This is a genomic window from Mesorhizobium sp. USDA 4775 (assembly GCF_054062655.1).
The window spans coordinates 5,348,902-5,375,555 of record NZ_JBSSFM010000001.1; the positions used below are offsets into that span (position 1 = coordinate 5,348,902).

A 26,654-nucleotide genomic window follows, 5' to 3' on the forward strand; every position below is an offset into this window, starting at 1 on the left:
TTCAGGGCCGCCAATTCCGACAGCCCGATTGTAATGGCCTCTATTTAGCGCCTGCGATTGATCTGGATTAGATGCTATATCTGGCATGTACTTATGAGGAGGACTCATCAATGCCGCGAGACAATCTGAACGAGCTGACCGCCTTCCTCGCCGTCGCGCGGGAAAAAAGCTTCACCCGGGCGGCGGCACAGCTCGGCGTCTCGCAATCGGCGCTCAGCCACACGGTGCGCGCGTTGGAGGAGCGGCTGGGCGTGCGGCTGCTGACCCGCACCACGCGCAGCGTGGCGCCCACCGAGGCCGGCGAGCGACTGGTGCGCTCCGTCGGGCCAAGGCTCGACGAGATCGAGGCCGAGCTCGCGCGCGCTGAGCGCCCTGCGCGAAAAGCCCGCCGGCACCATCCGCATCACCGCCGGCGAGCACGCCGCCGAGGCGGTGCTGTGGCCGGCGATCGCGCGGCTTTTGCCGGACTATCCCGACATCAAGGTCGAGATCATCGTCGACTACGGCCTGACCGACATCGTCGCCGAGCGCTATGACGCCGGCGTGCGGCTTGGCGAACAGGTGGCGCACGACATGATCGCGGTGCGCATCGGCCCGGACATGCGCATGGCGGTGGTTGGATCGCCCGCCTATTTCGCCCGACAGCCGAAGCCGCGCACGCCGCAGGAGCTCACCACCCACAACTGCATCAACCTGCGCCTGCCGACCTATGGCGGGCTCTATGCCTGGGAATTCGAAAAGGCCGGGCGCGAACTGAAAGTACGCGTCGAGGGCCAGCTGATCTTCAACACGGCGAGGCTGCGCATGAACGCGGTGCTGGCCGGTCTCGGCCTTGCCTATCTGCCCGAGGACCAGCTGCGCGCGCATCTGGCCGACGGCCGGCTGGTGCGGGTGCTGGCAGACTGGTGCCCACCCTTCCCCGGCTACCACCTCTATTACCCCAGCCGTCGCCAGGCGACGCCGGCCTTCTCGCTGCTGGTCGATGCGCTGCGCTATCGCGGCTAGAACGACTGGACTGCGCTCGCAGCCGTTCTATCTTCCTGCCGAACGCGATTGAAGAAAACCCGGAGCCGTCGCCGTGACCGAGACTGACCTCTACCGAGGCTATATCGACTGCCTCAACAACCAGGATTGGCAAAGGCTGCATCGCTTCGTCCACGACGAGGTCCACTACAATGGCGACCGTGTCGGCCTATCGGGTTACCGCGCCATGCTGGAGCGGGATTTTCGCGAAATCCCGGATCTCTATTTCGACGTCCAGCTGATGGTCTCCGACCCGCCCTTCATCGCAAGCCGCCTGCAGTTCAACTGCACGCCGAAGGGAACCTTCTTCGGCCTGCCCATCAACGGCAAAAAGGTCTCGTTCAGCGAGAATGTGTTCTATGAATTTCTGAACGACCGGATCAGGAACGTCTGGTCGGTCATCGACAAGGCGGCCATCGAGGCGCAGCTCTGACGCGGCCAGTTCCCTTCTCCCCGTTGTACGGGGAGCTGAGGACTGATCCGCACAGCGGACAAGAAGCCAATTGCTTGGCTTTTCGAGAGACGAACGGCATGCAGGCGGATGAGGGGCAGCGCCAACGCTGGTCAATGATTGCTGATCGTTCGTAAAAATCGATCATTCTGACCATAACAATTCGTTGGAAAGATCGTTTCAGGAATGGCATCGCTCCGGTATACCTGCCTGGAGCATTGCATTGTCTTCCGCCACCCACATCGCGAACGATATTCCGAAAAGCCTGAGATCGGCAGACCTGGCCGCAAGCCGCAAGCGGCTCGATTCGGTGTGGAACGGCATTATCCCCGGCATTGTGCTGGTGGCGATGATCACGGCCGTGGCCTTCTCGGCGCACAATGTCTCCGGCTTCGCTTTGTTCAGCCCGATGATCCTGGCCGTCGTCGCCGGCATGGTCTATTCCAACGTGCTCGGCACGCCGGTGCACGCCAAGGCCGGCATCGCCTTCTCGCAAAAGCGCCTGCTGCGCTTCGCTATCGTGCTGCTCGGCTTCCAGCTGACGCTCGGCCAGGTCGTCTCGATCGGCGCCGGCGGCGTCGGCATCGTGGCGGCGACGCTTGGCGCCACCTTCCTCTTCACCGTCACGCTCGGCCGGCTGATCGGCGTCGACCGCAAGCTGGCGCAGTTGATTGCCGCCGGCACCTCGATCTGCGGCGCCTCCGCCATCGTCGCCACCAACATCGTCACCGATGCGCGCGACGAGGACGTCACCTACGCCGTTGCCTCGATCACGCTGTTCGGCACCGTCGCCATGCTCGGCTTCCCGCTGCTGGCGCCACTGCTCGGCCTCGACCAGCACGCTTTCGGCCTATGGGCCGGCGCCTCAATCCACGAGGTGGCGCAGGTCATCGGCGCCGGCTTCCAGAACGGCACCCAGTCCGGCGAGATCGCCGCGGTCGCCAAGCTGACCCGCGTCGCCATGCTGGCGCCGATGGTCATCGCGCTCGGCCTGATGGCGCGGCGCGGCAGCCGCGACCAATCGGCGGCACGGCCGCCCATGCCCTGGTTCGTTGCTGCCTTCATCGCCGTCGTGGCTCTGAACAGCCTGGTCACCATGCCGGCCGAAGTAAAATCAGCGATGGCACTCGCCACCACCATCATGCTGACCATGGGGCTTGCCGCCATGGGCCTGCAGGCCGACATTTCGCAGCTGCGCTCGCGCGGCCTGCGCCCGCTGGCGCTCGCCTTCTGCGCCTTCCTGTTCATCGGCTGCTTCAGCCTGATGCTGGTGAAGTTGGCTTAGGACACGTCGATAAATTGCTGAATCGATAAAGCTCGTTTTGGGGGATTCCGAAATCCTGCGTTGCTTTGTAGACATGGGCGGTGATCGATGTCGCCGCTATAAAGCTCCGCTATGATGCGGTTAGCCCCGTGCTGGACGAGCGTGGTCGTCGCCGCTTTGCGGCGGCGGAAGCGCTCACCGCGGGCTGGGGCGGGATCGCGGCGGTGTCCGCGGCAACGGGGATCGCGCGTAGCACCATCGGATATGGATTGCGGGAACTGCGCGGCGCGGCGCCGGATTCAGCTCTTGGCGGCATCCGGCGCAAGGGTGCCGGACGCAAACCTTTGACGCAGACGGATCCGACACTTCTCAGCGACCTGGAAAGGCTTGTCGACCCCGCCACGCGTGGCGATCCGATGTCACCCTTGAAGTGGACATCGAAAAGCTTGCGGAACTTGGCGGCGGCGCTTTGCGCCATGGGCCATCGTGTCGGTCATGACGTCGTCGGTACTCTGTTGAAAACGCTTGGGTATTCTCTTCAGGGCAATCGAAAGACGCTGGAGGGATCGAGCCACGTCGATCGCGACGCACAGTTCCAGCACATCGCCAGGACGGTCAAGGACGCCATTACGGCCGGTCAACCTGCGATCTCCGTCGATACGAAGAAGAAAGAACTCGTCGGCGACTTCAAGAATGGCGGACGTGAATACCGACCGGCCGGAGCACCAGAGCCGGTCCGCGTCCATGATTTCGTCGACCCGAAGCTCGGTCGTGCCGCGCCCTACGGTATTTATGATATCGCCGATGACAAAGGGTGGGTCAGCGTCGGGATCGACCACGATACCGCTGCCTTCGCCGTCAACGCCATACGCTCCTGGTGGATCAGCATGGGGCGTGATCGCTACGCGCACGCTCATACCTTGACGATCACCGCCGACGGCGGCGGAAGCAACGGTTCGCGCGTGCGCCTGTGGAAAGTCGAACTCCAAAAGCTGGCCGACGAGTTGGGGTTGACCATCGCTGTCCTCCATCTCCCGCCCGGCACCAGCAAATGGAACAAGATCGAACACCGCCTCTTCTCGTTCATCTCGAGAAACTGGCGTGGACGACCGCTCACCGATTATCGCACCATCGTCGAACTCATCGGCGCCACAACCTCGACGGCGGGACTGACCGTTCGTTGCGAACTTGATGAAAACCGCTATCCCGCCGGGATCAAAGTCTCCGACGAGGACATGGCCAGCTTGAACATCATTCGCAACGAATTCCACGGTGAATGGAACTATACAATCAAGCCGCAATCCCAAAAATTAGCGCGATAAATTATCGACACGTCCTTAGCTCGGCAAGCTTTCCACGAGGTTCGCATACCGGCGTTCGCAGGGACGTCGGCTGTTCGCCTGGCCGCATCTCATTCCATTTTCCGACGCGCTCCTTCCTTGCGCCAGCACAACGACCGGCCAAACGCCTCTGCTACGATCGACGGATGGGAGAACCACGAAGGAGACGCCCATGCGGATCGATCCGAACATGTCCATGGATGAGGTCATGAGACGATGGCCGGCAAGCATCGCCGTGCTGATCCGGCACGGCATGCACTGCGTGGGCTGCCACATCGCCCCGTTCCATTCGATCGCCGAGGCCTGCCGGGATCATCGAATTGACGAAGCCGATTTCCTGAAAGGCCTTGAACGCGCCATCGCCGGCGGGCCGGTCAGCCGTCCCGATGCTCCGCCAGCATCACCAGGCGATGCGCGTCGGTGATGGTGACACGCTGGCGGCCGCTGACGATGATCCCGCGTTCCTCCCAGGCGCTCAGCAGCCGGCTCACTGTATGCAAGGTCGTCCCTGTCATCTCGGCGATGTCCTGGCGAGAGATCGGGAAGTCGATCTCGATGCCGGCATCGGTCTTGCGCCCCGTCTGCTTCACCAGCCGCAGCAGCGCGCTGGCAACGCGTTGCTCGACCTGCTCGGTGGCCAGTTCCATGACGCGCGCCTGCGTGTCCTGCAGCCTCGCGCCGACCGTCTTGAACGTTCCCGCGGCAAGAACGGGAAACCGGGATGACAGATCCGGCCACACGGCATTCGGCCAGACCAGAACCACGCAGTCGACCGCGGCGATCGCGGTTGCCGGATAGGTCAGCCGGCCGAGTGCGGCGGCAACGCCGAATATCTCGCCTTCACTGATGTAGCGGGCGATCACCTGGCGCCCGTCGGGCGTGGTCCGCACGACGCGAATATGTCCCGCCAAGAGAACGTAGAACGAACGCGCCTCGGCCTCCTGCTCGAAAATTGCAGTTTCCTTGGCAAAGCGCACGGACCGGGCATCCCGCAGAATGCTGTCCAGCTCCGCGGGCCCCAGGCCCTCGAACAGCGAAAGCCTCGCGATGATCGACCGGTCAAGCGGCAACCCCAAACCCTCGCTGCCCACGGCTCCAGATGACGCCGGCACCCAGTCTATATTTCGTGCGCCAGTTTGCGCCAGCGCAAATCGCCTGTCCGTGCGGTCGGCTAGAAGGCTGCAACGGTTTGAGCCGTGATGCACCCAAGAAAGGACTTACCCATGAAATTCCACCTGATCGCCGCGGCCGCCGCCCTGCTTGCGCTTGCCGGCGTTGCAAACGCCGAAGAGCACGTCGTGCAACTGCTGACCAAGGGAGACAAGGGGTCCATGGTCTTCCAGCCTGATTTCATCAAGGCGGCTCCCGGCGACACGATCAAGTTCGTGCCTGGCGACAAGACCCACAATGTCGAAACCATCAAGGGAATGGCCCCCGACGGCGCCCAGGAAATCAAAAGCAAGATGGGTGAAACCACCACTGTCACCATGACGCAGGAAGGCGTCTACGGCGTCAAGTGCAGCCCGCATTACGGGATGGGCATGGTGGCTCTGATCGTGGTCGGCAAGCCCGTGAACCTCGACGCGGCGCAGGCGGTCAAGCAGGTCGGCAAGGCCAAGACCGTGTTCCCCACGCTGTTTGCCCAGGTGACGAAGGCGAACTGATCGAGGCCGAATGCCGGGCGGACAGACAGGTTTTGTCCGCGCTCGACATCGGAATTGCAAAGTCCTGTGGGAGTGGCGGCTTCGGCGCCGTCACTCCCACGCGACGTTTTGGCGCCCGGCGCCGTGCGGGCATTTCCATTCACCGGCAGTTGCCGGTCTCCCGAACAGGCATCGCTCCCCCGGCAGAACCAGATCAAGACAAATGAATCTCAAGTTTGCGCCAGCGCAAAGAAGTCCTCGTGGAAAGGCTTATTCTCCAAGCATCGAACGGTTCAAAAAAAGGAGCGGGAAATGCTTACGAGACGCGAAGCCCTGTTAGGGTCTGTTCTTGCGGCTGCGGCCGTCGCGACGGTCGGCTCGATGCCGGCTATGGCCAGCGCCAAGGAAGTCGCTGGCTTGCCGCGGGAAAAGGTGACATTGGTCGCGCCGCCTTTCGTCCATGCCCACGACCAGGTGGCCAAAAGCGGTCCCAAGGTCGTCGAATTCACGATGACCATAGAAGAGAAGCCGATGGTGATCGACGCCGACGGCACCCAGCTCAACGCCATGACCTACAATGGCTCGATCCCGGGACCTCTGATGGTCGTGCATGAGGGTGACTATGTCGAACTCACGCTGATCAACCCCGACACCAATACGCTTGCCCACAACATCGACTTCCATGCCGCCACCGGAGGGCTTGGCGGCGGTGCGCTGACCCTGGTCAATCCCGGCGAGCAGACGACGCTTCGCTTCAAGGCGACGCGCTCGGGGACCTTCGTCTACCACTGCGCGCCCGGCGGTCCGATGATCCCCTGGCATGTCGTTTCGGGCATGAACGGAGCGATCATGATCCTGCCGCGCGACGGGCTCAAGGACGACAAGGGCAAGCCGGTCCGCTATGACCACATCTATTATATCGGCGAAAGCGACTTCTACATTCCCCGCGACGAGCAGGGTAAATTCAAGAAGTATGACTCGGCCGGCGACAATTACGACGACACGGTGAAGGTCATGCGTGGCTTGATCCCCACCCACGTCGTGTTCAACGGCAAGGCAGGATCGCTGACCGGCGAGAACGCCATGAAGGCCAAGGTCGGCGAGACTGTCCTGATCGTCCATTCGCAGGCCAATCGCGACACACGTCCGCACCTGATTGGTGGACATGGCGACCATGTATGGGAACAGGGCAAGTTCGCGAACCCGCCGGCAAAGGACCTCGAAACCTGGTTCATTCGCGGGGGTTCGGCCGGCGCTGCCCTTTACACATTCCTGCAGCCGGGCGTCTACGCCTACGTCAACCACAATCTGATCGAGGCGGTGGAACTCGGCGCGACCGCGCATTTCACGGTCGACGGAAGCTGGGACGACGACCTGATGATGCAGGTCGAAGCCCCAAGGGCGATTGCGTCCTAGCTGCCGCCTCGGGTCCTAAGGTAGACGCGGCCTTGCGACATTCCTGCAGGGCCGCGAACGCGGGAAAACTGCCATGCCCCTCAACCCCATCCTGGCTCTCGGAGGTCTGGCTTGCGCGCTGTTCACGCTGGGCGCGACAGGCGCCGTCGGCTGGCTCCCGGTGCCGGATCGGGAGTTCCTGGCGCGCTCCGAACTCGTCACCCTCGCGCCCGGATCGTTCGCCCATCCGCTGCCCGGGGAATTCCTCAGGCAGAACCACCCCGTCAGTGCTCCCGTGGTGCGGGCAACGGTGGCAGAGCCCTTCGAGATCATGAAATACCAGGTAAGCGCTTCGGACTACCGGCGCTGCGTCATGGCCGGCGCCTGCAAGCCGGCCGATGGCCGCGGCAGCGGCAATGTTCCGGTTACGGGCGTGAGCCATATCGATGCCGAGGCCTATGCGGACTGGCTCTCGGCCGAGACCGGATCGGCATGGCGCCTGCCGACGGACGTGGAATGGGCCTATGCGGCGGGCGAACGCTTTCGCGGCGACATCGAGGCTGGCGAGACCGACCCCAACAACCCGGCGCAGCGCTGGCTCGTCCAATATCGCACCGAGGCTTCACTCGGGCGGCAACCGGACCCGCAGCCGAGGATCAGGGGCGGATTTGGACCCAACTCCAAGGGGGTGGCCGACATTGCCGGCAACGTCTGGGAGTGGACTTCGACCTGTTACGTCCATACGACGGAAGCCGCCGACGGCGCCGGCATAGCAAGCTCGATCGACAATTGCGGCGTTCATGTCGTGGAAGGTTTCCATCGCACCTATATGTCGAACTTCATCAGGGACGGGAAAAGCGGCGGTTGCGCCGTCGGCACGCCGCCCGACAATCTGGGATTCCGCCTCGTGCGCGACCGGCTCAACCTCGTGCAAGCCGCCATCCGCTGGCTTCGGCTTTCCTGATCACGACAACAACAGGACTTCTGCAATGACATTGAAATCGTCGCTGGCGGATCATGCGCGTCCGGCCCCGGAAAAGCCGTTGCATCATGCAGGCGTCGATCGCGCTGCGATCGGCCGGCTCGTTCGCGAATTCTATGCGCGACTGCGCAAGAACGAACGTCTCGGACCGATCTTCGCGCGCGAGATCCCCGGCGACTGGGAACCGCATCTCGAGAAGATGACCGACTTCTGGTGCTCGGTCATCCTCAAGACGGGCGACTATCATGGCCGCCCGGTCCCGGCGCACCTGAAGCTCGGGGACGTGACCGAGGCCGATTTCGACATCTGGCTGGCCATGTTCAGCCAGACGGCGGCCGAACTCCTTGGGCCGGAAATCGCCGCGGTGTTCGTCGACCGGGCCGAACGGATCGCGACGAGCCTGAAGCTGGCGATGTTCTTCCGCCTGGGTGATCGTGCCTAGACCGCGGCCCCGAAAAAAGCGCGCTCAGTCCTCGAACGAACTCGCGGCCGCATAGATCGCGGCCAGCGTTTCGATGCCGGCCTGGTCGGCCTTGTCGAAGCGGCCGGGCAGCGGGCTGTCGAGATCGAGCACGCCGAACACGCCTTCATCGTCCTCGAGCAGCACGACCAGTTCCGAACGTGAATCGGCATCACAGGCGATGTGGCCGGGAAAATCATGCACGTCCTTGATCAGCATCGAGGTGCCGAGTTCGACCGCGGTTCCGCACACGCCCTTGCCGACCGCGATGCGCACGCAGGCCGGCTTGCCCTGGAACGGTCCCAGCACCAGCTCCTCGTCCGAGGCCAGGAAATAGAAGCCGGCCCAGTTGAGGTCCGGCACCATCTGGAAGATCAGCGCCGCGGTGTTGGCGGCATTGGCGATCGAGTCGCTCTCGCCGTCGAGCAGCGCTTTCAACTGAGCGGCGAGGTCGCGATAGAACGCGGCTTTGTCCGAGGTGTCGATGGCCTTGGCGGCGAACATGGCTTGTCTCCGAACTGGGAATCGCGGTTCCGTTTCCGCAAGCTCTCTGCACCAAACGACCACTCGACGATACTAGCTTGAATTCCAGTCGCCGCGAAAGTCGCAAGAAGATGCCCTGTCCGTCAGTCGGCAGCACGGCACGTCCATCAAACCGTGCTGCCTTGATCAAGCAGGCAAGTCCATCAGCCGGCGGGTTTGTAAGCGCCGGCAGCCTTTTTGGCGGCTGCGAGCACTGCCTTCATGTCGAGTTCTTCCAGCACAACCATCTCGGTCAGTGAGCCGCTCGCTCGCACGGCAAGGGACATGCCAATCCCCGCTGATTGGTCCGGCACCTCGCCATTGACAACGACGTCATAGATGCCGCGCGTGAACATCACGCTGCTCACCTTGCCGCCAACGCTTTCGAAAAGCGCCTTGACCGCAGCCTGCCTGTCGGAGCCTTGCATCAATCCTTTGGCGGCATGAGGCGCATAGTTTGCCAAGATAGTCACTTTCATGGGTATTTCCTCCAAATGTCATTGTCTCGTGCGGCTCCATAATTCGAGCGGCACGGAGTGATTTATTTTTCGGAACAATTGCAGGCGCCCTGGGACGCGTTGGCGGCCAAGGGCCTACTGCCAGATGAATATGCGCTTAGGCTAATATAATGACAATACCGGACGCGCCGATACTGCCGACAGGAAGGTGTCTGGCTGGACCACGCTCGGCCAACGGCATCGAGCTCGCGCCGTTGACGCGCGATGTGTGGTGCTGAGGTTGAACGGCCAGTAGCGGCGCGGTGCAACCTTACATCGGGCGCTTGGGTTCGCCCTTTTGTGGCGTTGCCGTGTCGGAATCCGATTTCTTGTGCTTGTCGGCGGCAATCCTGCGGATGCGGTCGAAGCGGCTTTCCTCGGTGGTTTCGGTCGTGACGACCGTCTGTGGCTTCTGCGCGAACACGATCATGGATCGATCTCCTGGGCTAGAGGCCTGTGCGCCGGGAGAGATCCCCCCGGCGATCGTATCCGGCTGCAAAAACCGGCGTGGATTCAGCTCAGACCTGGAAGACGGCTTCGATGAAGCCGCCCCCGCAGGCAGGCCGAGTTCTTAGTAACCGCCCATGCCGCCGCCGCCACCGGCAGGCGCGGCATCTTTCGCCGGAACGTCGGTGATCATGGCTTCGGCGGTGATCAGCAGAGCCGCGATCGAGCCGGCGTCCTGCAGTGCGGTGCGCACCACTTTCGCCGGATCGACGATGCCGGCCTTGATCATGTCGACATAGGTCTCGTTCTGGGCGTCGAAGCCCTGATTGTGGTCCTTGCTGTCGGCGAGCTTGCCGACGACGATCGAGCCCTCGACGCCGGAATTCTCGGCGATCTGGCGGATCGGCGCTTCCAGCGCCCTGAGCACGATCGAAATGCCGGCGGTGACATCGGCATTGGCGCCGTTGAGGCCCGACAGCGCCGACCGGGCGCGCAGCAGAGCGACGCCGCCGCCGGGCACGATACCTTCCTCGACCGCCGCGCGCGTCGCGTTCAGCGCGTCGTCGATGCGGTCCTTCTTTTCCTTCACTTCCGACTCGGTGACGCCGCCGACGCGGATGACGGCAACCCCGCCCGACAGCTTGGCCAGCCGCTCCTGCAGCTTCTCCTTGTCGTAGTCGGAGGTCGTCTCCTCGATCTGGCCCTTGATCTGGGCGACGCGCGCCTGGATGGTCGCCTTGGTGCCGGCGCCGTCGATGATCGTGGTGGTGTCCTTCTCGATCAGCACGCGCTTGGCGCGGCCGAGCATCTCGATGGTGACGTTTTCGAGCTTGATGCCGAGATCCTCGGAGATCATCTGGCCCGATGTCAGCACCGCAATGTCTTCCAGCATCGCCTTGCGGCGATCGCCAAAGCCCGGCGCCTTGACGGCCGCGACCTTGAGGCCGCCGCGCAGTTTGTTGACGACCAGCGTGGCCAGCGCCTCGCCCTCGACATCCTCGGAGATGATCAGCAGCGGCCTGCCGCTCTGCACCACCGCTTCGAGGATCGGCAGCATCGCCTGCAGATTGCCGAGCTTCTTCTCGTGGAGGAGCACATAGGGCTCTTCCAGCTCGACACGCATCTTGTCGGCATTGGTGACGAAATACGGGCTGAGATAGCCACGGTCGAACTGCATGCCCTCGACGACGTCGAGTTCGGTTTCGGCGGTCTTGGCTTCCTCGACTGTGATGACGCCGTCATTGCCGACCTTATCCATCGCCTTGGCGATCATCTCGCCGACGGTTGCGTCGCCATTGGCGGCGATGGTGCCGACCTGCGCGATCTCGGCCGACGACTTGACCTTCTTGGCTTTCGCCTTGATCTCGACGACAACTGCGGCAACCGCCTGGTCGATGCCGCGCTTCAAGTCCATCGGGTTCATGCCGGCGGCAACCAGCTTGGCGCCTTCGCGCAGGATCGAGGCGGCCAGCACGGTCGCGGTGGTGGTGCCGTCACCGGCGAGGTCGTTGGTCTTCGAGGCCACTTCGCGCACCATCTGCGCGCCCATGTTCTCGAACTTGTCCGCAAGCTCGATTTCCTTGGCGACGGTGACGCCGTCCTTGGTGATGCGTGGCGCGCCATAGGCCTTGTCGATGATGACGTTGCGGCCCTTGGGGCCGAGCGTGACCTTCACCGCATTGGTGAGGATCTCGACGCCGCGCAGCATGCGGTCACGCGCGTCGGTGGCGAATTTGATTTCCTTGGCAGACATTTTTTCAATCCCGTTCGAATTTGGAGTGGACGAACCCCGCGCGGAAGGCGCGGCGCACCAGTCAGGCGGCCTTCTTGGCTTCGACGCTCTTCTCGATGACGCCCATAATGTCGGCTTCCTTCATGATCAGAAGGTCCTCGCCATCGATCTTGACCTCGGTGCCCGACCATTTGCCGAACAGGATCAGGTCGCCGGCCTTGACGTCGAGCGGCACAAGCGCGCCGTTTTCGTCGCGTGCACCGGGTCCGACGGCGATGACTTCGCCTTCCTGCGGCTTTTCCTTGGCATTGTCGGGAATGATGATGCCGCCCTTGGATTTGGTATCGCCTTCGGCGCGCCGGATGACGACGCGGTCGTGGAGTGGCCGAAACTTCATGAAAACTTCTTTCTGGGGCCGGCTTAGGCGGCCGCTTCCCCCATATAGGCGCTTTGGCACTCGATAGATAGGAGTGCCAAAAATTATTCGCGGACCCGATAAATATTGAAAAGTATTATTTCGCCTTGCCGTTTCGTGATATCCGAAGGCGGTCAAATAATTCAAAAAATTGAATTTTGCCGGTCGAGTGCCTATTTATCGGACAAGTTCATTTTCACGATTCCAGCACCAAGGAGATTTATGCGATGGCCGACGGCAACCAGACGATCATGGAGAAAGCTGAAGCCCGCTTCGTCGACAAGCAGAAGAAGACGGCGGAGCGCAACAAGGCAACCGCCGAGTACATGTCCGAGGCGAAGGCCAGGGAGATCAAGACCGCAAAGCTCAGGACATTGCGCCTGGCCAAGGAAGAGGCAGACCGCGTCGCCGAAGCCCTGAACCCGACGCCGAAGAAGAAGCGGGCGACCAAGAAGGCCGCCGCAACGGAGGCAAAAACATGAGCCTGACCTTCCCCAACCGCAGCCGAAGCTATGACGAAGCCGGCAAGCGCATCCGCTTCGTCGGCCATGACGGGATGTTCCAGATTTCCTTCTCGGTCGCCGCCGATGCGATGACCAAGATCCAGCCGCGAACCAGCGCCGATGAAGCGGGCTACCTCGCAACGTTCGACACCGAGAGCAGCGTTATTCGCGATGTTGCGTCGAAGGCCTACGGCCGCACGCGCAAGAGCATGTATGTGCTGACATCAGACGACTTCGGCTGATCAGCCGAGGTCCATGTCCTCGATTATCGTCCGTATCTTCGCGGCTTTTTCGAAATGGTCGAGGCGGTGGGTCCTGATCCACCATTCCGCTGCTTCCATCAGCAGCTCGGGATCGTCATTCCTGTTGGCGAAAAACGCGTAGAACGACACGCCGACGGCAGGCCCTTTCTCGGAAATCTTGCGGTCGCAGACCTCCAGTATCTTTTGCCTCAGGCTCGCTCTCACGGGAATCCTCTTGGTTTGGTGTTGCGGGCCTTGGTCCTGTGGGCCGGCGGCCGGAACGTTCAACCCTTGCGCTCCGCCCTCTCCCGACGCCTGATGTCGCCGACATTCATCTGCACGACCATGTCCTCGGCCTCGCGCGGGCTCATGCCGACCATCACCTTTTGCCTGATCACGGCTGGCTGGCCAGTGAACACATCGACGATGGCCCAGCTCTGGGGCAGATCCATGCGCAGCGCGTAGCGGTTTGCCATGACCCCTCAGCCCTGCAACATGAAAAACACCGTACCCAGGACCATTATGGTCCAGGCGACCACCGACAGCTTCAGCGCCATGCCGCCATGCGCGGCCACAACCTCCCGCAAGCGCGGCACGATGCCTACCGAGGCGGCTGGCGCCGCCACGACGGCGACGGATGGCTTGACGCCGAGTTTTCCAAAGACCGGCAGCGATGGCGGTTCACGCACGAAAATGACCTCGAATGTCGGGGAAGATCGGAGCGAGCAGGCTCGCGCTCCTGCCATAGCACTCTTTTCGTGAGCGACCTGCATGCCAAATGCAGATGGGTGGTTTTAACGTCGGCCCTACATCTTCGTGGCCATGATCGTCGGATGCGACAATGGCCGCAACCGCGCAAATCGGCCGCGACAAGAGGTCGGGCACAGGGTCTCGGCTATAAGATTTTTGGAGGCCTCGCCTCGGGATCGAACCGAGGCTTCAGAGATTTGCCGTCTCCAGCGTAGCCGCTCCGCCACGAGGCCATTGCAACCGACCTAACGGGGAAATGCTTGCGGAAACGTTAAGTCCCACGGCTGTTCTGTCGGCACTTTGCAAAATGTCGCCTGGCGTCGCTCTTCGGCAGACTCTGTGCCCCGAAATCCCGAAGGTGCGAGCGGTGCCACTGGGAGGTGAGTATCCAGGTTGCGCGGACAATAAATGACCGACACGCAGTGTGCCGTCAGGCGATTCAGAGCTTCAAATCACAGCCCTATCTCTTTGTTCGCAAACAATTCCAAGGGGAAGCCATCCAGGCCTTCCCTGAAAAACTCAGGCCTTTACGCCGCAGCGCTGCGGCCTTTCCCGCCGGCCTCGGTCTTGAAGATGCGGAACGTGTTGCGCCCTGCCGCCTTTGCGGCGTAGAGCGCGGTGTCGGCCTGCGCGAACAGGTCGCAAGGCGCGCCTTGCCCGGCAAATGCAATGCCGACCGAGGCGCCCAGCCGCAGCGACTGGCCGCGGACCGCGACCGGCTTGCCCATGCTCTCGACGATCTCGCGCGCCACGCCGGAGACGGCAGCCCGGTCGAGATGCGAGCCAAGCAGCACCGCGAACTCGTCGCCGCCGACGCGCGCCACCAGATCCGCCTCGCCGCAGCCTTCGGCGAGGCGCTCGGCCGCCGCCTTCAGGCACTCGTCGCCGACGACATGGCCGAACGTGTCGTTGACCGCCTTGAAACCGTCGAGATCGATCAGCAGCAGCGCGCCCAGTGGACGGCTGGCATCCACCTGCGCCAGCCGCGCCTGGAAGCGGGCGCGGTTGGCAAGCCCGGTCATGGCGTCGAATTCGGCGAGATAGCGCATCCGGTCCGACAGGATCTTTTCCTCGGTGATGTCCTGCTTCATGCCGAAGATGCGCACCGGCACGCCTTCCTCGCACTCCACGGTCGCGGTGATGCGGATCCATCGGCTGTGGCCGGCGAAGGTGGTGATCTCGGCGTCGAGGGTGAAGCCGCTGCGCTCGGCGATCGCGCGGCTGCGCAAACTGTCCAGCGCCTTGCGCGACTCCGCAGGATAGCACTTGATGATCTCCGAGCGGTCGAGTGCCGTGCCGCGAGGCAGGTCGAACAGGTCGTAGACCACATCGGTCCAGTGCAATTGTTCACCGGGCAGGCTGCATTCCCACACCCCGATGCGCGCGGCGACCGAGGCGCGGTCGAAGATCTTGCGGCTGTGCGCCAGCACAACCTCCTGGCCGGCGATCAGCGCCGCCTGCGCGGCGAGTTCGGCGTTGAGCTTGGAGATGTCGGCATCGCGGCGACGCTCGGCCCGACGCGCATCCTGCCCACCCTCCCCGTTTCGTGCCGAAGCGACGGGCCGCGCCGGACCTTTGGGATTGTAGGGTGTGTCGGACATTGCGGGGCTCTGCTGTCTTGGCGGACAGCCACCATGGCGCAGGAGCGATTAACACTTCGCTGACACTTCCGGAGCGGCAGCGGAATCTCCGGCGAAAATCCGTCGATGCCAAGCTTGCGGTGAAGCGATCGCCGACGTCAACTTTCCCCTTGAACGATCCCCCGATCTGGCTTAGCCTCGACTTGAGAAAAGGTTTTTCCAAACAGTTTCGATCGGGCTCGGCCATTGGCCGGGCCTTGTTCCGGCCTGTAAGAGAAAACCTTTTCCCAACTAAGGATCCTCGATGGTATCGGACGATCAGCCTGTTCCGGTTTTCCCCAAGCCCGTCACCTTGCGTGACGTGGCGGCGCGGGCCGGCGTCAGCGTTGCCACCGCATCGAAGGCACTCAACGACCAGGGGCGCATGACCGCCGAGACGCGCGAGCGCATCCGCGAGACGGCGCGCAGCCTGGGCTTCCGCCCCAACAGCCTGGCGCAGAGCCTGCTCAGGCGTCGCTCCTTCACCGTCGGCCTGCTCACCAACGATACTTATGGCCGGTTCTCGCTGCCGCTGATGTCGGGCATTTCGGACGCGCTCGTCGACAATGGCGTCTCGGTTTTCCTGTGCAATGTCGAGGAGGACCCGCGGCTGGGCCAGCTGCATGTCGAGGCCATGCTCGACAAGCGCGTCGACGGCATCATCGCCACGGGAAAACGCATCGACCGCCATCTGCCCGTCGATCTCGCCAATCTGCGCATCCCGGTGATCTATGCCTTCACCCAGCCCGATCCCGACGCCGTCGCCTTCGTCTCGGACGACGCCGGCGGCGCGCGGCTGGCGGTCGAACATTTCTACCGGCTCGGCCGCAGGCGCATCGCCCATGTCAGCGGACCGGCGAGCTTTGCCGTGGTGCACGCCCGCGCTCAGGCCTATCGCGACGTGCTCGCCGAAAACGGGCTGCCGGTCACCGATCCGCTGCTCGGCGCCTGGTCGGAAGCCTGGGGACATGAAGCGGTGGCGCAATTGTTCGACGGCAAAAGCGAACGGCCGGACGCCGTCTTTTGCGGCAACGACCAGATCGCGCGCGGTGTCATCGATGCCTTGCGCGAGCGCGGCCTCGACGTTCCCGGCGATGTCGGCGTCATCGGTTTCGACAATTGGGAGATCGTCGCGGAAGCGACGCGCCCGCCGCTGACCTCGGTCGACATGAACCTGGTCGCCCTCGGGCGCGAGGCCGGGCTGACCCTGCTTTCCCTGGTCGGCGGTCAGCCCGCCGCGCCGGGCATTCGAAAACTGCCGTGCCGGCTGGTGGTGCGTCAGTCCTGCGGCCGCTCACCGGACGGCTGAAAACGAAAGCGCCGCGTGACCGGCGCCAAGCCGCGCACAGCGGCCAACCCTTGGAGGAGGAAAACATGAGGAACCTGATTGCCAAACTGGCCCTGGCCACTGCCGTTCTGGGCAGCGGTCTCGGCGCTGCCGTCGCCGACACCGCCAACATCTGGGTGCGGGCCGACGGCTCGAATTTCATGCCGCGCATCGTCGACGCCTACAACAAGGCACATAAGGACCAGATCAAGCTCGACATCATCCCCAATGCCGAGATCATCCCGAAATATGGCGCGGCCGCCGCCGGCGGCACGGCGCCCGACGCGCTGTCGCTCGACCTCATCTACACCCCCTCCTTCGCCGCCGCCGGCCAGCTGGAGGACATCACCGACTGGGCCAAGTCCCTGCCCTATTTCGCCAGCCTGTCGCCGGCGCATGTCAAGACCGGCACCTACAAGGACCACATTTACGGCCTGCCCTTCTCGGCCGACGCCTCGGTGCTGATCTGGAACAAGAAGCTGTTCAAGCAGGCCGGCCTTGACCCTGAAAAAGGCCCCACCAACTGGGCCGAGATCGCCGCCGACGCCGAGAAGGTCAATGCGCTCGGCGGCAACATCAAGGGCTTCTACTTCTCCGGCAATTGCGGCGGCTGCAACATCTTCACCTTCACGCCGCTGATCTGGGCATCTGGTGGCGACATCCTGAGCGCGGACGGCTCCAAGGCGACGCTGGACAGCCCGCAATTGCGCGGCGCCATCGATCTCTACCGCTCGATGGTCAAGAAGGATCTGGTGCCGGCAGGCGCGCAGACCGACACCGGCGCGAACTTCTTTGCCGCCTTCGCCGCCGGCAATATCGGCATCTCGCCCTCCGGCGCCTTCGCCATCGGTGCGCTCAACACCCAGTATCCCAATGTCGATTACGGCGTCACCTTCCTGCCGGGCAAGGATGGCGGCTGGTCGTCCTTCGCCGGCGGCGACAATTTCGTCGTCACCAAGGGCACCAAGAAGCTCGCCGTGGTGAAGGAATTCCTGGATTTCGCCTATTCGCTGGAAGGCCAGACCATCCTCGCCAAATATGGCAGCCTGCCGGTGCGCGGCGACATCGCCAAGGATGCGCTGAAGGATCTCGATCCGCGCTACCAGATCGCCGCCGAGGCCATGGCCAAGGGCAAGACGCCTTATTCGGTGGTGTTCAACGATCTGATCAACTCCGCCAACGGCCCGTGGACGCAGATGATCAACGAGGTCTTCTTCGGCGACGATGTCGATGGCGCCATCGCCAACGCGCAGGAGACCATGCAGTCGATCATCGACCAGGCGCCGCAGAAGTAGCGGCCGCCTGCCGGCCGCCCGCCTTTCTCCCTGGGCGGGTGGCCGGCAATTCCTTACCCTCCCCCTTGTGGGGAGGGTCGCTGCGAAGCAGCGGGGTGGGGGTCAGCGCCAGTCCCGCACCCGGACCTGCGGTCCGACCTCCCCACAAGGGGGAGGTAGGGCGTCCAATTGGATCCGACGTAAGAACAGGCAAAGCATGACCACCATCGCCGCAAGCACCGCCGCCCCGCCCCGCGCCCGAAAACTCGTCGGCGCCGGACGCCGGCAATGGATCGGCCTCATCTATGTCGCGCCGGCCGTGGCGCTGGTCATGGTGTTCTTCGTCATCCCGCTCGGCATGACGGCGTGGATGTCGCTGCACAACTGGCCGCTGATGGGCGAGCATGCCTTCATCGGCCTCGACAATTACTGGGCGATTCTGCGCGACACCAGGTTCTGGAATGCCCTGAAATTCACCGGCTACTACACGGTGGTCGTCACCATCGCGATCTTCGCCGTCGCCTTTCCCCTAGCGATCTTCATCGAAAAGCCGCGGCCGCTAACCAACCTCTACCGCACGTTCTTCTTCATGCCGGCGGTGGTTGGTTTCGCTTCGGCGAGCCTGCTCTGGTCATGGCTGCTCAACGTCGATTCCGGCCTGTTCAGCCCGGCCGCCTACGACCTCGGCCTCATCGACAGGAAGTTCAACCTGCTCGCCACCTTCCAGCCGGCCTTCTGGTCGATCATCGCCATGGTGGTGTGGAAGGTCGCCGGCTTCACCATGATCATCCTGATGACCGGCCTGCAATCGATCCCGCAGGACCTGCAGGAGGCCGCCGTGATCGACGGCGCCGGTCCGTTTGCGCGGTTCCGGGCGATCACGCTGCCGCTGATGCGCCGCACGCTGGCGCTGGCGCTGATCCTGTCGGTCGCGGGCTCAATCCTTGCCTTCGACCAGTTCTACATCATCCTGCGCGGCGGGCCGCGCAACCAGACGCTGACGGCGGTCTACTGGATCTTCAACCAGTCCTTCGTGTCGTTCAAGCTCGGCTATGGCGCGGCACTCTCCATGGTGCTGCTGGTCATCCTGGTGGCGCTCAGCCTCATCCAGCTGTGGCTGCTGCGCAAGCCCGAGGGGCTCGACTGATGGCTCAGGCGATTTCAGCCAGGGGCAAGTTTGCCGCCCGCCTCGCCAGGCACTCCACCGGCATCATCGCCTCGGTGTTGTTCGTCGCGCCGATCGTGTGGACGGCGCTGTCGGCCTTCAAGCCGGCGGCCGAGGCGCGCCTGCCGCCGCTGCCGCCATGGCCGACCACGGGCTTCTCGCTGGAAAACTATGCCACGCTCAACTCCTTCGGCGACGGGCTCTGGGCCTCGGCGCAAAACAGCATCTATGTCTCGGTGATGACCGTCCTTTTGTCGGTCATCGTCAGCGTGCTGGCCGGCTACGGCTTTTCGCGCTTCCGCTTTCCGTTCAAGGACCTGTTCTTCGTCCTCATCCTGTCGACGATCATGATCCCGTTCCAGTCGATCCTGACGCCGATCTTCCTGGTGCTGACCAAGCTTGGCCTGCACAACACGCTGACTGGCCTGGTCGGCGTCTATGTGACGCTGCAATTGCCGTTTTCGATCTTCATGATGCGCAACGCCTTCGACGCCGTGCCGCGCGAGATCGAGGAGGCTGCGCGCATGGACGGCGCCGGCAACGCCACCATGCTTTTGAAGGTGATGCTGCCGCTGGTCTGGCCGGGCGTCGTCACCATCGCGCTGTTCGCCTTCCTCGGCGCCTGGAACGAGTTCCTCGCCGCGCTGGTGCTGATGACCGACCAGTCCAAATTCACGCTGCCGGTGATGATGACGGCACTGCAGTCGGGCCGCTTCGGCGCCATCGACTGGGGCGCCGTGCAGGCGGGCGTCACCGTGATGATGGTGCCGTGCCTCATCCTGTTCCTTGCTTTGCAGCGCTTCTACATCCGCGGCCTGATGGCCGGGGCCGTTAAATAGACAGACTGAATGGAGTGAGTTCATGACCGCATCGCCATCCCCCCGCCCCGCCACGAAGGAAAAGCCGAAACTCGCCTTCCGGCCGCTGCCGGTGCCGCAGGTCGATGTGCACGGCTTCTGGGGCGACCGCGCCGACGCGGTGGCGACCCGCACCGCCGACATCCTTTACGAGCGCTGCGTCGAGGCGCGCATGCTGGAGCAGATCGATCCGGACCGCCCCTCGCCCGGCATCGTCATCCCCTTCCACTCGCCTTCGCCCGATGAAGCGGACCGCCAGGGCGCCGAATTCACCGGCTCGACGGTGACGACGCAGATGTTCTGGGATTCCGATCTCGGCAAGACGATCGAGACCGCAGCCTATTCGCTCTACCGGCGCAAGAACCCCGAACTGGAGAAGAAGATCGACGCCGTCATCGACATGTACGGCAAATTGCAGCAGGAGGACGGCTATCTCTCCAGTTGGTACCAGCGCATCCAGCCCGGCAAGCGCTGGACCAACCTGCGCGACTGCCACGAGCTCTATTGCGCCGGCCACCTGATCGAAGGCGCGGTCGCCTACTACCAGGCGACGGGCAAGCGCAAGCTGCTCGACACTATGTGCCGCTACGCCGACCACATCGCCTCGGTGCTCGGGCCTGAGCCCGGCAAAAAGAAGGGCTATTGCGGCCATGAGGAGATCGAGCTGGCGCTGGTCAAGCTGGCGCGGGTGACGGGCGAGCAGAAATACATGGATCTGGCGAAGTACTTCATCGACCAGCGTGGCCAACAGCCGCATTATTTCGACGAGGAAGCGCGCGCCCGTGGCGCCGACCCCAAGGCCTATCATTTCAAGACCTATGAATACAGCCAGTCGCACAGACCGGTCCGCGAACAGGACAAGGTCGTCGGCCATGCGGTGCGGGCCATGTACCTCTATTCGGGCATGGCCGACATCGCGACCGAATATGGCGACGATAGCCTGCGCGTCGCGCTCGACCGGTTGTGGGACGACCTCACCACGAAAAACCTCTACATCACCGGCGGGCTCGGCCCGTCGGCGCACAATGAGGGCTTCACCAGCGACTACGACCTGCCCAATGAGAGCGCCTATGCCGAGACCTGCGCGGCGGTAGGCCTCGTGTTCTGGGCAAGCCGCATGCTCGGCATGGGGCCGAACGCCCGCTACGCCGACATGATGGAGCGCGCGCTCTACAATGGCTCGATCTCCGGCCTGTCGCTCGACGGCTCGCTGTTCTTCTACGAGAACCCGCTGGAAAGCCGGGGCCGGCACAACAGGTGGAAATGGCACCGCTGCCCCTGCTGCCCGCCCAATGTCGGGCGCATGGTCGCCTCGATCGGCAGCTATTTCTACAGCCTGGCGGACGATGCGCTGGCCGTGCATCTCTACGGCGACTCCACCGCCCGCTTCGACATTGCGGGTACGCCGGTGCAGCTCACGCAGGCGAGCCGCTATCCCTGGGACGGCGCGGTCGAGATCACGGTCGAACCGCAAGCGCCCTTGGAGTTCACGCTGCATCTGCGCATCCCGGCATGGAGCAGCAGCGCGACGCTTGAGATCAATGGCGAGGCGGTCGACCTCGAAGACATGACCAGCGACGGCTATGCCGCGATCCGGCGCAGCTGGAAAAAGGGCGACCGCGTCCGGCTCGACCTCGAAATGCCGATCGAGCGGCTCTACGCCAATCCGGAGGTCCGGCAGGATGCCGGCCGCGTCGCGCTGTCGCGCGGGCCGCTGATCTACTGCGTCGAGGCATCGGACAATGACAGCCGGCTGCATCGCCTGACCCTGCCGCGCACGGCAGGCATCGAGGCGCATGAAGCGCCCGAACTGCTGGGCGGCGTGGTGACGCTTTCAGCCACGGCGCGGGCCGATGCCGGCGACGGCTGGCAGGACGGGCTCTACCGACGTGAGCCGCCGGCCAGCGTCGAGACGTGCCTGACCGCCATCCCCTATTACGCCTGGGACAATCGCGAGCCCGGCGAGATGCTGGTGTGGCTGCGGGACGGCTGAGGCTCTTGTTTTGATGCAATTCCGGACGGAAAACCGCTTCACACTTTTCCTGGAATTGCTCAGGCTCGGCTATGTCCGGCTTGATTGAGCGGCGGCAGCAGGCAGCGCCGCGCTCGGTGCCGCCAGCGGCGCGCTGTTGTCGATATGCGCCCAGGCCGGCCGCTCGAACAGGAACATGCCGAAGCCGACGCGCTGGATGATGAGATAGAGTACGACGGGGCTGATGATCGAGACCAGCAGTACCGTCAGGCTGAGCATGCCGGTGTCGGTCAGCAGGCCGCTTGCCAGTGCGGCGCCGCGGAAGAGCGACATCGGAATGGTGAAGGCGACATAGACGACCAGCGAATGTTCGCCGAGCCAGCGCAGCCATTCCATCGAGGCGAATTGCGACAGCAAGCCGCCAAGCACGCACAGCGCCACCGCACCGGCGACGGCCAGAGTAAGATGCAGCGGCGGCCACGCCGCCAGCCCCATCTGCATGCCGACCGGTTGCATGGCATAGCCCGGCGAATAGACGAGCAGGCCGTTGACGACAGCCCACAAGAGCAGACCGGCGACGGCCAGCATCGGGCGGGGCTGTGTCCATTCGACGAGCCGGAACACCAGCGGCGCCATGACGAAGCCGACATAGAAGAACACGAAATAGGCCGCGAACTGTTCGACCGCATAGCTGTCCGGATGCGGAGCCCACATCTGCAATGCGGCAGCACACGGGATGACAATCCAGGCGGGCACGCCGAACTGCCGCAAGAGCTTGGCCACAAGGCCGAATACCGCCAGCATGTAGATGAACCACAGCACGCCATAGGGCTGGACGGCGGCCATTGCCAGATCGTGCAGCATGCCTGCGGGATCGCGGCTGAAGATGCCGATCTTGAGCCCGATCGAGATGATCGCCCACAGCACGTAGAAATAGAGATAGTGGACGACGCGCCGGTCGATGTAGCGCCGCCACGGCCGGTCGATCACCTGCGACAGGAACAGGCCGGAGATCAGGAAGAATTCCGGCATGCGGAACGGCGTCGCGAAGCCGATGACATAGTGCAGGAAGCCGACGCCGCCCGTGTACTCGCCTGTGTTGTAGGCCGCGTACATCATGACCACGAGGATGATCGAGAGGCCTTTGGCCGTGTCCACCCACGGCATGCGCATCGGGCTGTTCATGGCAAATCCATCCGGGGGCCGGCCAAGGCGGCCAGCCATCATCCGGCGCTATCTAGCACCGTCAAGCTTCCCAGATCGTAAACACGGCTGGTTTGCGGTGTGCGAGGCGATATCAGCAGCTGCCTTCCGGCAGATCCCATGGTCGCGTGGGCGTCGAAATCGCCACAACTTCCAACGCCGGCGCTGCCCCTCACCTGCCTGCCGGCATGCTCTCCCCGTAAACGGGGCGAGGGACGCTGTTGTGGCCGATTTCGCCAATCGCCAGCGTTGCAGAAAATGCGCCGGCGTTGCGGCCAGGCCCTCTCGCCCCGTTTACGGGGAGAGATGTCCGGCAGGACAGTGAGGGGCAGCGCTAACGTCGACCGTAGGATAACTGCCCATGACGCAGTTACTTTCGAGCCTTGGAAGTATTCAGCGCCACGGCGGCCCGCACGAGCGCCTTCAACGCCTCTTCATTGACCTCCTCACCCTTCTGAAAATCGATGGCCCGCCGCGTATTGCCGTCGAGGCTGGAGTTGAACAGGCGCGCGGGATCGGGCAGCGCAGCACCCTTGGCGAAGGTCAGCTTGACGATGCTCTTGTAGGTCTCGCCGGTGCAGATCATGCCGTCATGCTCCCAGACGGGAACCCCGCGCCATTTCCAGGTCTCGATCACATCGGGGTCGGCCTGATGGATGAGTGCGCGCAGCTGGGCCAGCATGTCGCCGCGCCAGTCGACGAGTTCCTTGATCCTGCCGTCGATCAGTTCGGAGGCAGATTTGCTCTCCTGCGATCCGGTCATGCTGTTTCTCCTCAAACCATGAACAATAGCGCGCTCACATGCGCTCGCCAGGCAATTGGCTGGCCTGCTTCACCCAGGCGCTGAATTGCGCCTCGTCGAACGCGTCGTCCTCGTGGATGTCGAGGTAGCGCGTGTCCCGGCTCCGGGATTCGCCCGGCGGCACCGGATCCAGCGACAGGCCGCGAAAGAAGGCCACCTTGATGTATCTGGTGAAGCAATGGAAGCTGACGAACCAGCCTTCGCCTTCGACGCCGTAGAAAGGCGAATTCCATTTGACCGCCTTATGCACGCCGGGCACGGCGCGCTCGATGAGCGCATCGAGCCGCCCGCCGATCTCGCGCTTCCAGCCCGGCATGGCCGCGATATAGGCCCGCACGGGAGCATCGCCGTAGCCCTTGGCGATCTGCGGATTGCCGCCCGAAAGCAGCTTCGGCTCAGCCTTGGCGGCCGTCGACTTGGCCATGCGCTTCCTCCTATCCGTTGGCCCGCTGTGCGCTGCGTCCTTTCGCGACATAGGGCAGCACGAACATATAGAGGCCGCTGAACAGCATAAGGACGAGCGGCGGCAGTGGCGAATAAACCACCCAGGCGGGCGGCTGTCCAAACGCCATGGTGACGAAATTGGCGACGACGGTCGCCGTGAAGATGATCGACAGCCAGCGATGCGCCTGCCTGATCCATTTGCTCCAGTCCAATTTTACCTCCCGTAAAAATGTGTGAAAACCGGGCGCGCTACCAGCGCGCCAGCTGCGTGATCTGGATGAGATTGCCGCAGCCATCGTTGAGCTTGGCGATGGTCGAGCCGGTCACCTCGGTCGGCGCCATGGCGAAATTGCCGCCGCGCGCCTTGATGCGCTCATGATCGCCCTTGATGTCGTCGGTGAACAACATCACCGCCGGCTGACCCTGCTCGAACATCGCGTGCTGGTAGGCCTTGGCCGCCGGTTTGTCGTTGAGCGCCAGCTGCAGCTCTGTGCCCTCGGGCTCGTCCGGCGAGGCGACCGTCAGCCAGCGGAACGGCCCATTGCTGAAATCGGCCTTCTTGGTCAGGCCGAGCACGCCGGTGTAGAAGGCAAGCGCCTTTTCCTGGTCGTCGACATAGATGCTGGTCAGTTTGATCTTCATCGTCTTTCTCCATAGGTTTTGCTGGCGGTGGGCCGCCCGGTGAAGTCAGCTTCGGTTTTTCAAATCGGCCGGTGGATTTCAGTCCGTCCGGTCGAGAAGCTGCTCCAGCTTCTCGAAGAATTGCGGCCAACCCATCTTGGCGCCGCCATAGGCGCGCCGCTGCTCGGGCCGGAAGCCGGATTGTTCCATGCGCAGATGCGTTCCGGTTGGCGTCGGGGTGAGCGTGAAGGTCACCACGCTCCTGAGATCGAAGGCCGGATCCTGATGCGCAAGGTTCCAGGTGTAGGACAGCGTCTTGTTCGGCTCGACCGCCAGCACCTCGCAGTCGAGCACGCCGCCCCAATCGGCGCTGATGTTGAAGCGGTGGCCGACAGCGGGCTTGAAATCGTTCTTCATCAGCCACTCCTCGATCAGATGCGGTTGCGTCAGCGCGCGCCAAAGTTTTTCCGGCGGATGGGAAATCTGCCGCTCGACGACGACAGTGCGGTTTTCAGTGGCACTATCGTTCACTGGTCCATCCTTTTGAGCAAATCCTCGAGATCATCGAACCGAGCCTCCCAAAACCCGGCCATCTCGCGTGTCCAGTCCATCAGCGGCGCCAGCGCGCCAAGCTGCGCGCTGTAATGCGTCTGGCGACCCTCGTGGCGGTCGCGCACCAGCCCGGCCTGTTTGAGCACGCCCAGATGCTTCGACACGGCCGGCTGCGAGACGCCGGACTGGCTCGTCAGCGCTCCCACCGTCTGCTCGCCCTGGCGGCACAGCCGTTCGAAGATCGCCCGCCTGGTCGGGTCGGCGAGCGTCCTGAAGAGCATGTCATGGGTATCCGGCATGTCAGATCGATAACCCGTTGGCTATTGGTTGACGTATAACCGCAGGGATATATGTTCGTCAAGTGCAAGATTGGACTGGCACAAGACTGGACTGAGCAGAAGATGGAGCACCCTGATGATCCTCGTCACCGGAGCCACCGGCCATGTCGGACGCGCGGTCGTCTCGAGGCTGGTGTCATCAGGCCACGAGGTGGCCGCGCTGGTCCGCAAGCCTGAGGCCGCGCAAGGGCGCCTGCCCCGGGAAACAGCGCTGCGCGTCGGCGACTATGAGGATGCCTCGGCGCTGAAGACGGCCTTCACCGGCATCGACGAGCTGGTCCTGATTTCAAGCGATGGCGCTGCGGAGGCGGTCATGTGCCATCACGCCAACGCCATCGCGGCCGCAGCGGCCGCCAGTGTCCGCCACATCACCTTCACCAGCATCGTCGATATCGGTGAACCCTCGCCCTTCTACTACGCACCGGTCTACCGTGACGCCGAGCGCCGGCTGGCCACCTGTGGCGTGCCCTCGACCATCCTGCGCTGCGGCCTCTACAGCGATTTCATTCTCGACACCTGGCTTGCGCCCGCCTCGGGGGAATTGGCGCTGCCTGCCGGACAGGGCCTGGTCGCGCCGGTTTCGCGCGACGACGTGGCGGCGGCAGTCGCCGCTGTGGCGGCAAAGACCGACACATCCCGCACCCTCTACACAATCACCGGAGATCGGGCGCAGGGCTTCGACGCGATCGCTGCCTTCTATGCCGAGGCGACAGCACGGCCCTGCGCTATCGTCCCTGCGCCCTCAGCGACTGTCTGGTCTCGGCGTCGGCGCGCCTCGACACCCCCTGGCCACAGGCTTTCGCCACACTATGCG

The 26,654-nt window shown here is 63.5% G+C and carries 32 protein-coding genes and 2 pseudogenes; 17 read left to right on the forward strand and 17 right to left on the reverse strand.

What is annotated here, in order from left to right:
- Window positions 1–110 precede the first annotated feature (110 nt).
- From ACVILI_RS26205 to ACVILI_RS26225, 5 genes and pseudogenes are all read left to right on the forward strand, one after another.
- Window positions 111–1,005, forward strand: a pseudogene (locus ACVILI_RS26205) (LysR family transcriptional regulator).
- A gap of 73 nt (window positions 1,006–1,078) precedes the next feature.
- Complete coding sequence (locus ACVILI_RS26210; protein WP_038648424.1) at window positions 1,079–1,456, forward strand: ester cyclase; 378 nt, start codon at window positions 1,079–1,081, stop codon at window positions 1,454–1,456.
- A 241-nt stretch (window positions 1,457–1,697) separates the two neighbouring features.
- Window positions 1,698–2,759: a YeiH family protein gene (locus ACVILI_RS26215; RefSeq protein ID WP_084791622.1), complete on the forward strand. Its 1,062-nt coding sequence runs from the start codon at window positions 1,698–1,700 to the stop codon at window positions 2,757–2,759.
- Between the two features lie 80 nt (window positions 2,760–2,839).
- Window positions 2,840–4,060, forward strand: coding sequence for an ISAzo13 family transposase (locus ACVILI_RS26220; protein ID WP_038650363.1), 1,221 nt, complete (start codon window positions 2,840–2,842; stop codon window positions 4,058–4,060).
- A 190-nt stretch (window positions 4,061–4,250) separates the two neighbouring features.
- Window positions 4,251–4,502, forward strand: a complete 252-nt coding sequence (locus ACVILI_RS26225; RefSeq protein ID WP_027047120.1) for a DUF1858 domain-containing protein — start codon at window positions 4,251–4,253, stop codon at window positions 4,500–4,502.
- On the opposite strand, the gene ACVILI_RS26230 is transcribed toward ACVILI_RS26225, so the two are convergent.
- Window positions 4,453–5,148: a Crp/Fnr family transcriptional regulator gene (locus ACVILI_RS26230; RefSeq protein WP_038648432.1), complete on the reverse strand. Its 696-nt coding sequence runs from the start codon at window positions 5,146–5,148 to the stop codon at window positions 4,453–4,455. The genes ACVILI_RS26225 and ACVILI_RS26230 overlap by 50 nt on opposite strands.
- A gap of 153 nt (window positions 5,149–5,301) precedes the next feature.
- On the opposite strand from ACVILI_RS26230, the gene ACVILI_RS26235 reads away from it, so the two are divergent.
- The 4 genes from ACVILI_RS26235 to ACVILI_RS26250 all read left to right on the forward strand — a co-directional run bounded on the left by ACVILI_RS26235 (window position 5,302) and on the right by ACVILI_RS26250 (window position 8,540).
- Window positions 5,302–5,742, forward strand: coding sequence for a pseudoazurin (locus ACVILI_RS26235; RefSeq protein WP_038648435.1), 441 nt, complete (start codon window positions 5,302–5,304; stop codon window positions 5,740–5,742).
- A 291-nt stretch (window positions 5,743–6,033) separates the two neighbouring features.
- Window positions 6,034–7,137 carry a copper-containing nitrite reductase gene (nirK, locus tag ACVILI_RS26240; protein ID WP_038648438.1) on the forward strand — a complete coding sequence of 368 codons (1,104 nt, stop codon included), beginning with the start codon at window positions 6,034–6,036 and terminating at the stop codon, window positions 7,135–7,137.
- A gap of 73 nt (window positions 7,138–7,210) precedes the next feature.
- A complete protein-coding gene (locus ACVILI_RS26245; protein WP_038648440.1) occupies window positions 7,211–8,080 on the forward strand; it encodes an SUMF1/EgtB/PvdO family nonheme iron enzyme in 870 nt (289 codons plus the stop codon).
- A 25-nt stretch (window positions 8,081–8,105) separates the two neighbouring features.
- The gene (locus ACVILI_RS26250) at window positions 8,106–8,540 is read left to right on the forward strand and encodes a group III truncated hemoglobin (RefSeq protein ID WP_038648443.1); all 435 of its coding nucleotides are present in this window, start codon (window positions 8,106–8,108) and stop codon (window positions 8,538–8,540) included.
- A gap of 24 nt (window positions 8,541–8,564) precedes the next feature.
- On the opposite strand, the gene ACVILI_RS26255 is transcribed toward ACVILI_RS26250, so the two are convergent.
- From ACVILI_RS26255 to ACVILI_RS26275, 5 genes are all read right to left on the reverse strand, one after another.
- Complete coding sequence (locus ACVILI_RS26255) at window positions 8,565–9,062, reverse strand: GAF domain-containing protein (RefSeq protein ID WP_038648446.1); 498 nt, start codon at window positions 9,060–9,062, stop codon at window positions 8,565–8,567.
- Between the two features lie 182 nt (window positions 9,063–9,244).
- Window positions 9,245–9,559 (reverse strand): GYD domain-containing protein, encoded by a 315-nt coding sequence (locus ACVILI_RS26260; protein WP_019859658.1) that lies wholly within the window; start codon window positions 9,557–9,559, stop codon window positions 9,245–9,247.
- 289 nt (window positions 9,560–9,848) lie between these two features.
- Entirely contained in the window at window positions 9,849–10,007 is a 159-nt protein-coding gene (locus tag ACVILI_RS26265) for a hypothetical protein (RefSeq protein WP_019859659.1), read from the reverse strand.
- Window positions 10,008–10,148: 141 nt separating this feature from the next.
- Window positions 10,149–11,777 (reverse strand): chaperonin GroEL, encoded by a 1,629-nt coding sequence (gene groL, locus ACVILI_RS26270; RefSeq protein ID WP_038648449.1) that lies wholly within the window; start codon window positions 11,775–11,777, stop codon window positions 10,149–10,151.
- A 61-nt stretch (window positions 11,778–11,838) separates the two neighbouring features.
- Window positions 11,839–12,153 carry a co-chaperone GroES gene (locus ACVILI_RS26275; RefSeq protein ID WP_019859661.1) on the reverse strand — a complete coding sequence of 105 codons (315 nt, stop codon included), beginning with the start codon at window positions 12,151–12,153 and terminating at the stop codon, window positions 11,839–11,841.
- A 245-nt stretch (window positions 12,154–12,398) separates the two neighbouring features.
- On the opposite strand from ACVILI_RS26275, the gene ACVILI_RS26280 reads away from it, so the two are divergent.
- Complete coding sequence (locus ACVILI_RS26280; protein ID WP_010910765.1) at window positions 12,399–12,653, forward strand: hypothetical protein; 255 nt, start codon at window positions 12,399–12,401, stop codon at window positions 12,651–12,653.
- Entirely contained in the window at window positions 12,650–12,916 is a 267-nt protein-coding gene (locus ACVILI_RS26285) for a DUF1488 family protein (RefSeq protein ID WP_019859662.1), read from the forward strand. The genes ACVILI_RS26280 and ACVILI_RS26285 overlap by 4 nt, the downstream gene beginning before the upstream one ends.
- Here ACVILI_RS26285 and ACVILI_RS26290 read toward each other — a convergent pair whose 3' ends face one another.
- The 4 genes from ACVILI_RS26290 to ACVILI_RS26305 form a co-directional block, all read right to left on the reverse strand.
- Entirely contained in the window at window positions 12,917–13,141 is a 225-nt protein-coding gene (locus tag ACVILI_RS26290; RefSeq protein ID WP_038653074.1) for a DUF6500 family protein, read from the reverse strand.
- Window positions 13,142–13,200: 59 nt separating this feature from the next.
- Window positions 13,201–13,392 (reverse strand): hypothetical protein, encoded by a 192-nt coding sequence (locus ACVILI_RS26295; RefSeq protein WP_019859663.1) that lies wholly within the window; start codon window positions 13,390–13,392, stop codon window positions 13,201–13,203.
- 6 nt (window positions 13,393–13,398) lie between these two features.
- Window positions 13,399–13,605, reverse strand: coding sequence for a hypothetical protein (locus ACVILI_RS26300; protein ID WP_240564461.1), 207 nt, complete (start codon window positions 13,603–13,605; stop codon window positions 13,399–13,401).
- 588 nt (window positions 13,606–14,193) lie between these two features.
- On the reverse strand, window positions 14,194–15,267 hold the full coding sequence (locus tag ACVILI_RS26305) for a diguanylate cyclase domain-containing protein (protein WP_038648458.1): 1,074 nt from the start codon (window positions 15,265–15,267) through the stop codon (window positions 14,194–14,196).
- Between the two features lie 283 nt (window positions 15,268–15,550).
- On the opposite strand from ACVILI_RS26305, the gene ACVILI_RS26310 reads away from it, so the two are divergent.
- From ACVILI_RS26310 to ACVILI_RS26330, 5 genes are all read left to right on the forward strand, one after another.
- Window positions 15,551–16,594 carry a LacI family DNA-binding transcriptional regulator gene (locus tag ACVILI_RS26310; RefSeq protein ID WP_038648461.1) on the forward strand — a complete coding sequence of 348 codons (1,044 nt, stop codon included), beginning with the start codon at window positions 15,551–15,553 and terminating at the stop codon, window positions 16,592–16,594.
- Window positions 16,595–16,659: 65 nt separating this feature from the next.
- Window positions 16,660–17,907 carry an ABC transporter substrate-binding protein gene (locus ACVILI_RS26315; RefSeq protein ID WP_038653077.1) on the forward strand — a complete coding sequence of 416 codons (1,248 nt, stop codon included), beginning with the start codon at window positions 16,660–16,662 and terminating at the stop codon, window positions 17,905–17,907.
- A 196-nt stretch (window positions 17,908–18,103) separates the two neighbouring features.
- Entirely contained in the window at window positions 18,104–19,033 is a 930-nt protein-coding gene (locus ACVILI_RS26320) for a carbohydrate ABC transporter permease (protein ID WP_038648464.1), read from the forward strand.
- The gene (locus ACVILI_RS26325) at window positions 19,033–19,890 is read left to right on the forward strand and encodes a carbohydrate ABC transporter permease (protein ID WP_038648472.1); all 858 of its coding nucleotides are present in this window, start codon (window positions 19,033–19,035) and stop codon (window positions 19,888–19,890) included. The genes ACVILI_RS26320 and ACVILI_RS26325 overlap by 1 nt, the downstream gene beginning before the upstream one ends.
- Before the next feature lie 22 nt (window positions 19,891–19,912).
- Window positions 19,913–21,901, forward strand: a complete 1,989-nt coding sequence (locus ACVILI_RS26330; protein WP_038648474.1) for a glycoside hydrolase family 127 protein — start codon at window positions 19,913–19,915, stop codon at window positions 21,899–21,901.
- 69 nt (window positions 21,902–21,970) lie between these two features.
- Here the strand turns inward: ACVILI_RS26330 and ACVILI_RS26335 are convergent, their stop codons facing one another.
- The 7 genes from ACVILI_RS26335 to ACVILI_RS26365 all read right to left on the reverse strand — a co-directional run bounded on the left by ACVILI_RS26335 (window position 21,971) and on the right by ACVILI_RS26365 (window position 25,801).
- Window positions 21,971–23,065, reverse strand: a complete 1,095-nt coding sequence (locus tag ACVILI_RS26335) for an acyltransferase family protein (protein WP_038648477.1) — start codon at window positions 23,063–23,065, stop codon at window positions 21,971–21,973.
- A gap of 388 nt (window positions 23,066–23,453) precedes the next feature.
- Window positions 23,454–23,846 carry a DUF1801 domain-containing protein gene (locus ACVILI_RS26340; RefSeq protein WP_038648478.1) on the reverse strand — a complete coding sequence of 131 codons (393 nt, stop codon included), beginning with the start codon at window positions 23,844–23,846 and terminating at the stop codon, window positions 23,454–23,456.
- Window positions 23,847–23,880: 34 nt separating this feature from the next.
- A complete protein-coding gene (locus ACVILI_RS26345) occupies window positions 23,881–24,309 on the reverse strand; it encodes a DUF1801 domain-containing protein (RefSeq protein WP_038648480.1) in 429 nt (142 codons plus the stop codon).
- 10 nt (window positions 24,310–24,319) lie between these two features.
- Window positions 24,320–24,541 (reverse strand): hypothetical protein, encoded by a 222-nt coding sequence (locus ACVILI_RS26350; protein WP_038648482.1) that lies wholly within the window; start codon window positions 24,539–24,541, stop codon window positions 24,320–24,322.
- 37 nt (window positions 24,542–24,578) lie between these two features.
- A complete protein-coding gene (locus ACVILI_RS26355) occupies window positions 24,579–24,971 on the reverse strand; it encodes a VOC family protein (protein ID WP_038648484.1) in 393 nt (130 codons plus the stop codon).
- 78 nt (window positions 24,972–25,049) lie between these two features.
- On the reverse strand, window positions 25,050–25,481 hold the full coding sequence (locus ACVILI_RS26360) for an SRPBCC family protein (protein WP_032931193.1): 432 nt from the start codon (window positions 25,479–25,481) through the stop codon (window positions 25,050–25,052).
- Entirely contained in the window at window positions 25,478–25,801 is a 324-nt protein-coding gene (locus ACVILI_RS26365; RefSeq protein ID WP_010910781.1) for an ArsR/SmtB family transcription factor, read from the reverse strand. Before ACVILI_RS26365 ends, ACVILI_RS26360 begins: the two co-directional genes overlap by 4 nt.
- A gap of 115 nt (window positions 25,802–25,916) precedes the next feature.
- On the opposite strand from ACVILI_RS26365, the pseudogene ACVILI_RS26370 reads away from it, so the two are divergent.
- Window positions 25,917–26,477, forward strand: a pseudogene (locus ACVILI_RS26370) (SDR family oxidoreductase); the annotation flags it as partial.
- Between the last annotated feature and the right edge of the window lie 177 nt (window positions 26,478–26,654).

What these genes read in the sequence shown, in the direction of transcription:
- ACVILI_RS26295 (WP_019859663.1), bottom strand. Translation starts at nt 13,392, where the DNA reads ATGGCAAACCGCTACGCGCTGCGCATGGATCTGCCCCAGAGCTGGGCC.
- ACVILI_RS26335 (WP_038648477.1), bottom strand. Translation starts at nt 23,065, where the DNA reads ATGAACAGCCCGATGCGCATGCCGTGGGTGGACACGGCCAAAGGCCTC.
- ACVILI_RS26315 (WP_038653077.1), top strand. Translation starts at nt 16,660, where the DNA reads ATGAGGAACCTGATTGCCAAACTGGCCCTGGCCACTGCCGTTCTGGGC.
- ACVILI_RS26265 (WP_019859659.1), bottom strand. Translation starts at nt 10,007, where the DNA reads ATGATCGTGTTCGCGCAGAAGCCACAGACGGTCGTCACGACCGAAACC.
- nirK (WP_038648438.1), top strand. Translation starts at nt 6,034, where the DNA reads ATGCTTACGAGACGCGAAGCCCTGTTAGGGTCTGTTCTTGCGGCTGCG.
- ACVILI_RS26355 (WP_038648484.1), bottom strand. Translation starts at nt 24,971, where the DNA reads ATGAAGATCAAACTGACCAGCATCTATGTCGACGACCAGGAAAAGGCG.
- ACVILI_RS26305 (WP_038648458.1), bottom strand. Translation starts at nt 15,267, where the DNA reads ATGTCCGACACACCCTACAATCCCAAAGGTCCGGCGCGGCCCGTCGCT.
- ACVILI_RS26365 (WP_010910781.1), bottom strand. Translation starts at nt 25,801, where the DNA reads ATGCCGGATACCCATGACATGCTCTTCAGGACGCTCGCCGACCCGACC.
- ACVILI_RS26310 (WP_038648461.1), top strand. Translation starts at nt 15,551, where the DNA reads ATGGTATCGGACGATCAGCCTGTTCCGGTTTTCCCCAAGCCCGTCACC.
- ACVILI_RS26255 (WP_038648446.1), bottom strand. Translation starts at nt 9,062, where the DNA reads ATGTTCGCCGCCAAGGCCATCGACACCTCGGACAAAGCCGCGTTCTAT.
- ACVILI_RS26325 (WP_038648472.1), top strand. Translation starts at nt 19,033, where the DNA reads ATGGCTCAGGCGATTTCAGCCAGGGGCAAGTTTGCCGCCCGCCTCGCC.
- ACVILI_RS26260 (WP_019859658.1), bottom strand. Translation starts at nt 9,559, where the DNA reads ATGAAAGTGACTATCTTGGCAAACTATGCGCCTCATGCCGCCAAAGGA.
- ACVILI_RS26340 (WP_038648478.1), bottom strand. Translation starts at nt 23,846, where the DNA reads ATGACCGGATCGCAGGAGAGCAAATCTGCCTCCGAACTGATCGACGGC.
- ACVILI_RS26285 (WP_019859662.1), top strand. Translation starts at nt 12,650, where the DNA reads ATGAGCCTGACCTTCCCCAACCGCAGCCGAAGCTATGACGAAGCCGGC.
- ACVILI_RS26275 (WP_019859661.1), bottom strand. Translation starts at nt 12,153, where the DNA reads ATGAAGTTTCGGCCACTCCACGACCGCGTCGTCATCCGGCGCGCCGAA.
- ACVILI_RS26280 (WP_010910765.1), top strand. Translation starts at nt 12,399, where the DNA reads ATGGCCGACGGCAACCAGACGATCATGGAGAAAGCTGAAGCCCGCTTC.
- ACVILI_RS26345 (WP_038648480.1), bottom strand. Translation starts at nt 24,309, where the DNA reads ATGGCCAAGTCGACGGCCGCCAAGGCTGAGCCGAAGCTGCTTTCGGGC.
- ACVILI_RS26245 (WP_038648440.1), top strand. Translation starts at nt 7,211, where the DNA reads ATGCCCCTCAACCCCATCCTGGCTCTCGGAGGTCTGGCTTGCGCGCTG.
- ACVILI_RS26330 (WP_038648474.1), top strand. Translation starts at nt 19,913, where the DNA reads ATGACCGCATCGCCATCCCCCCGCCCCGCCACGAAGGAAAAGCCGAAA.
- ACVILI_RS26320 (WP_038648464.1), top strand. Translation starts at nt 18,104, where the DNA reads ATGACCACCATCGCCGCAAGCACCGCCGCCCCGCCCCGCGCCCGAAAA.
- ACVILI_RS26235 (WP_038648435.1), top strand. Translation starts at nt 5,302, where the DNA reads ATGAAATTCCACCTGATCGCCGCGGCCGCCGCCCTGCTTGCGCTTGCC.
- ACVILI_RS26250 (WP_038648443.1), top strand. Translation starts at nt 8,106, where the DNA reads ATGACATTGAAATCGTCGCTGGCGGATCATGCGCGTCCGGCCCCGGAA.
- groL (WP_038648449.1), bottom strand. Translation starts at nt 11,777, where the DNA reads ATGTCTGCCAAGGAAATCAAATTCGCCACCGACGCGCGTGACCGCATG.
- ACVILI_RS26225 (WP_027047120.1), top strand. Translation starts at nt 4,251, where the DNA reads ATGCGGATCGATCCGAACATGTCCATGGATGAGGTCATGAGACGATGG.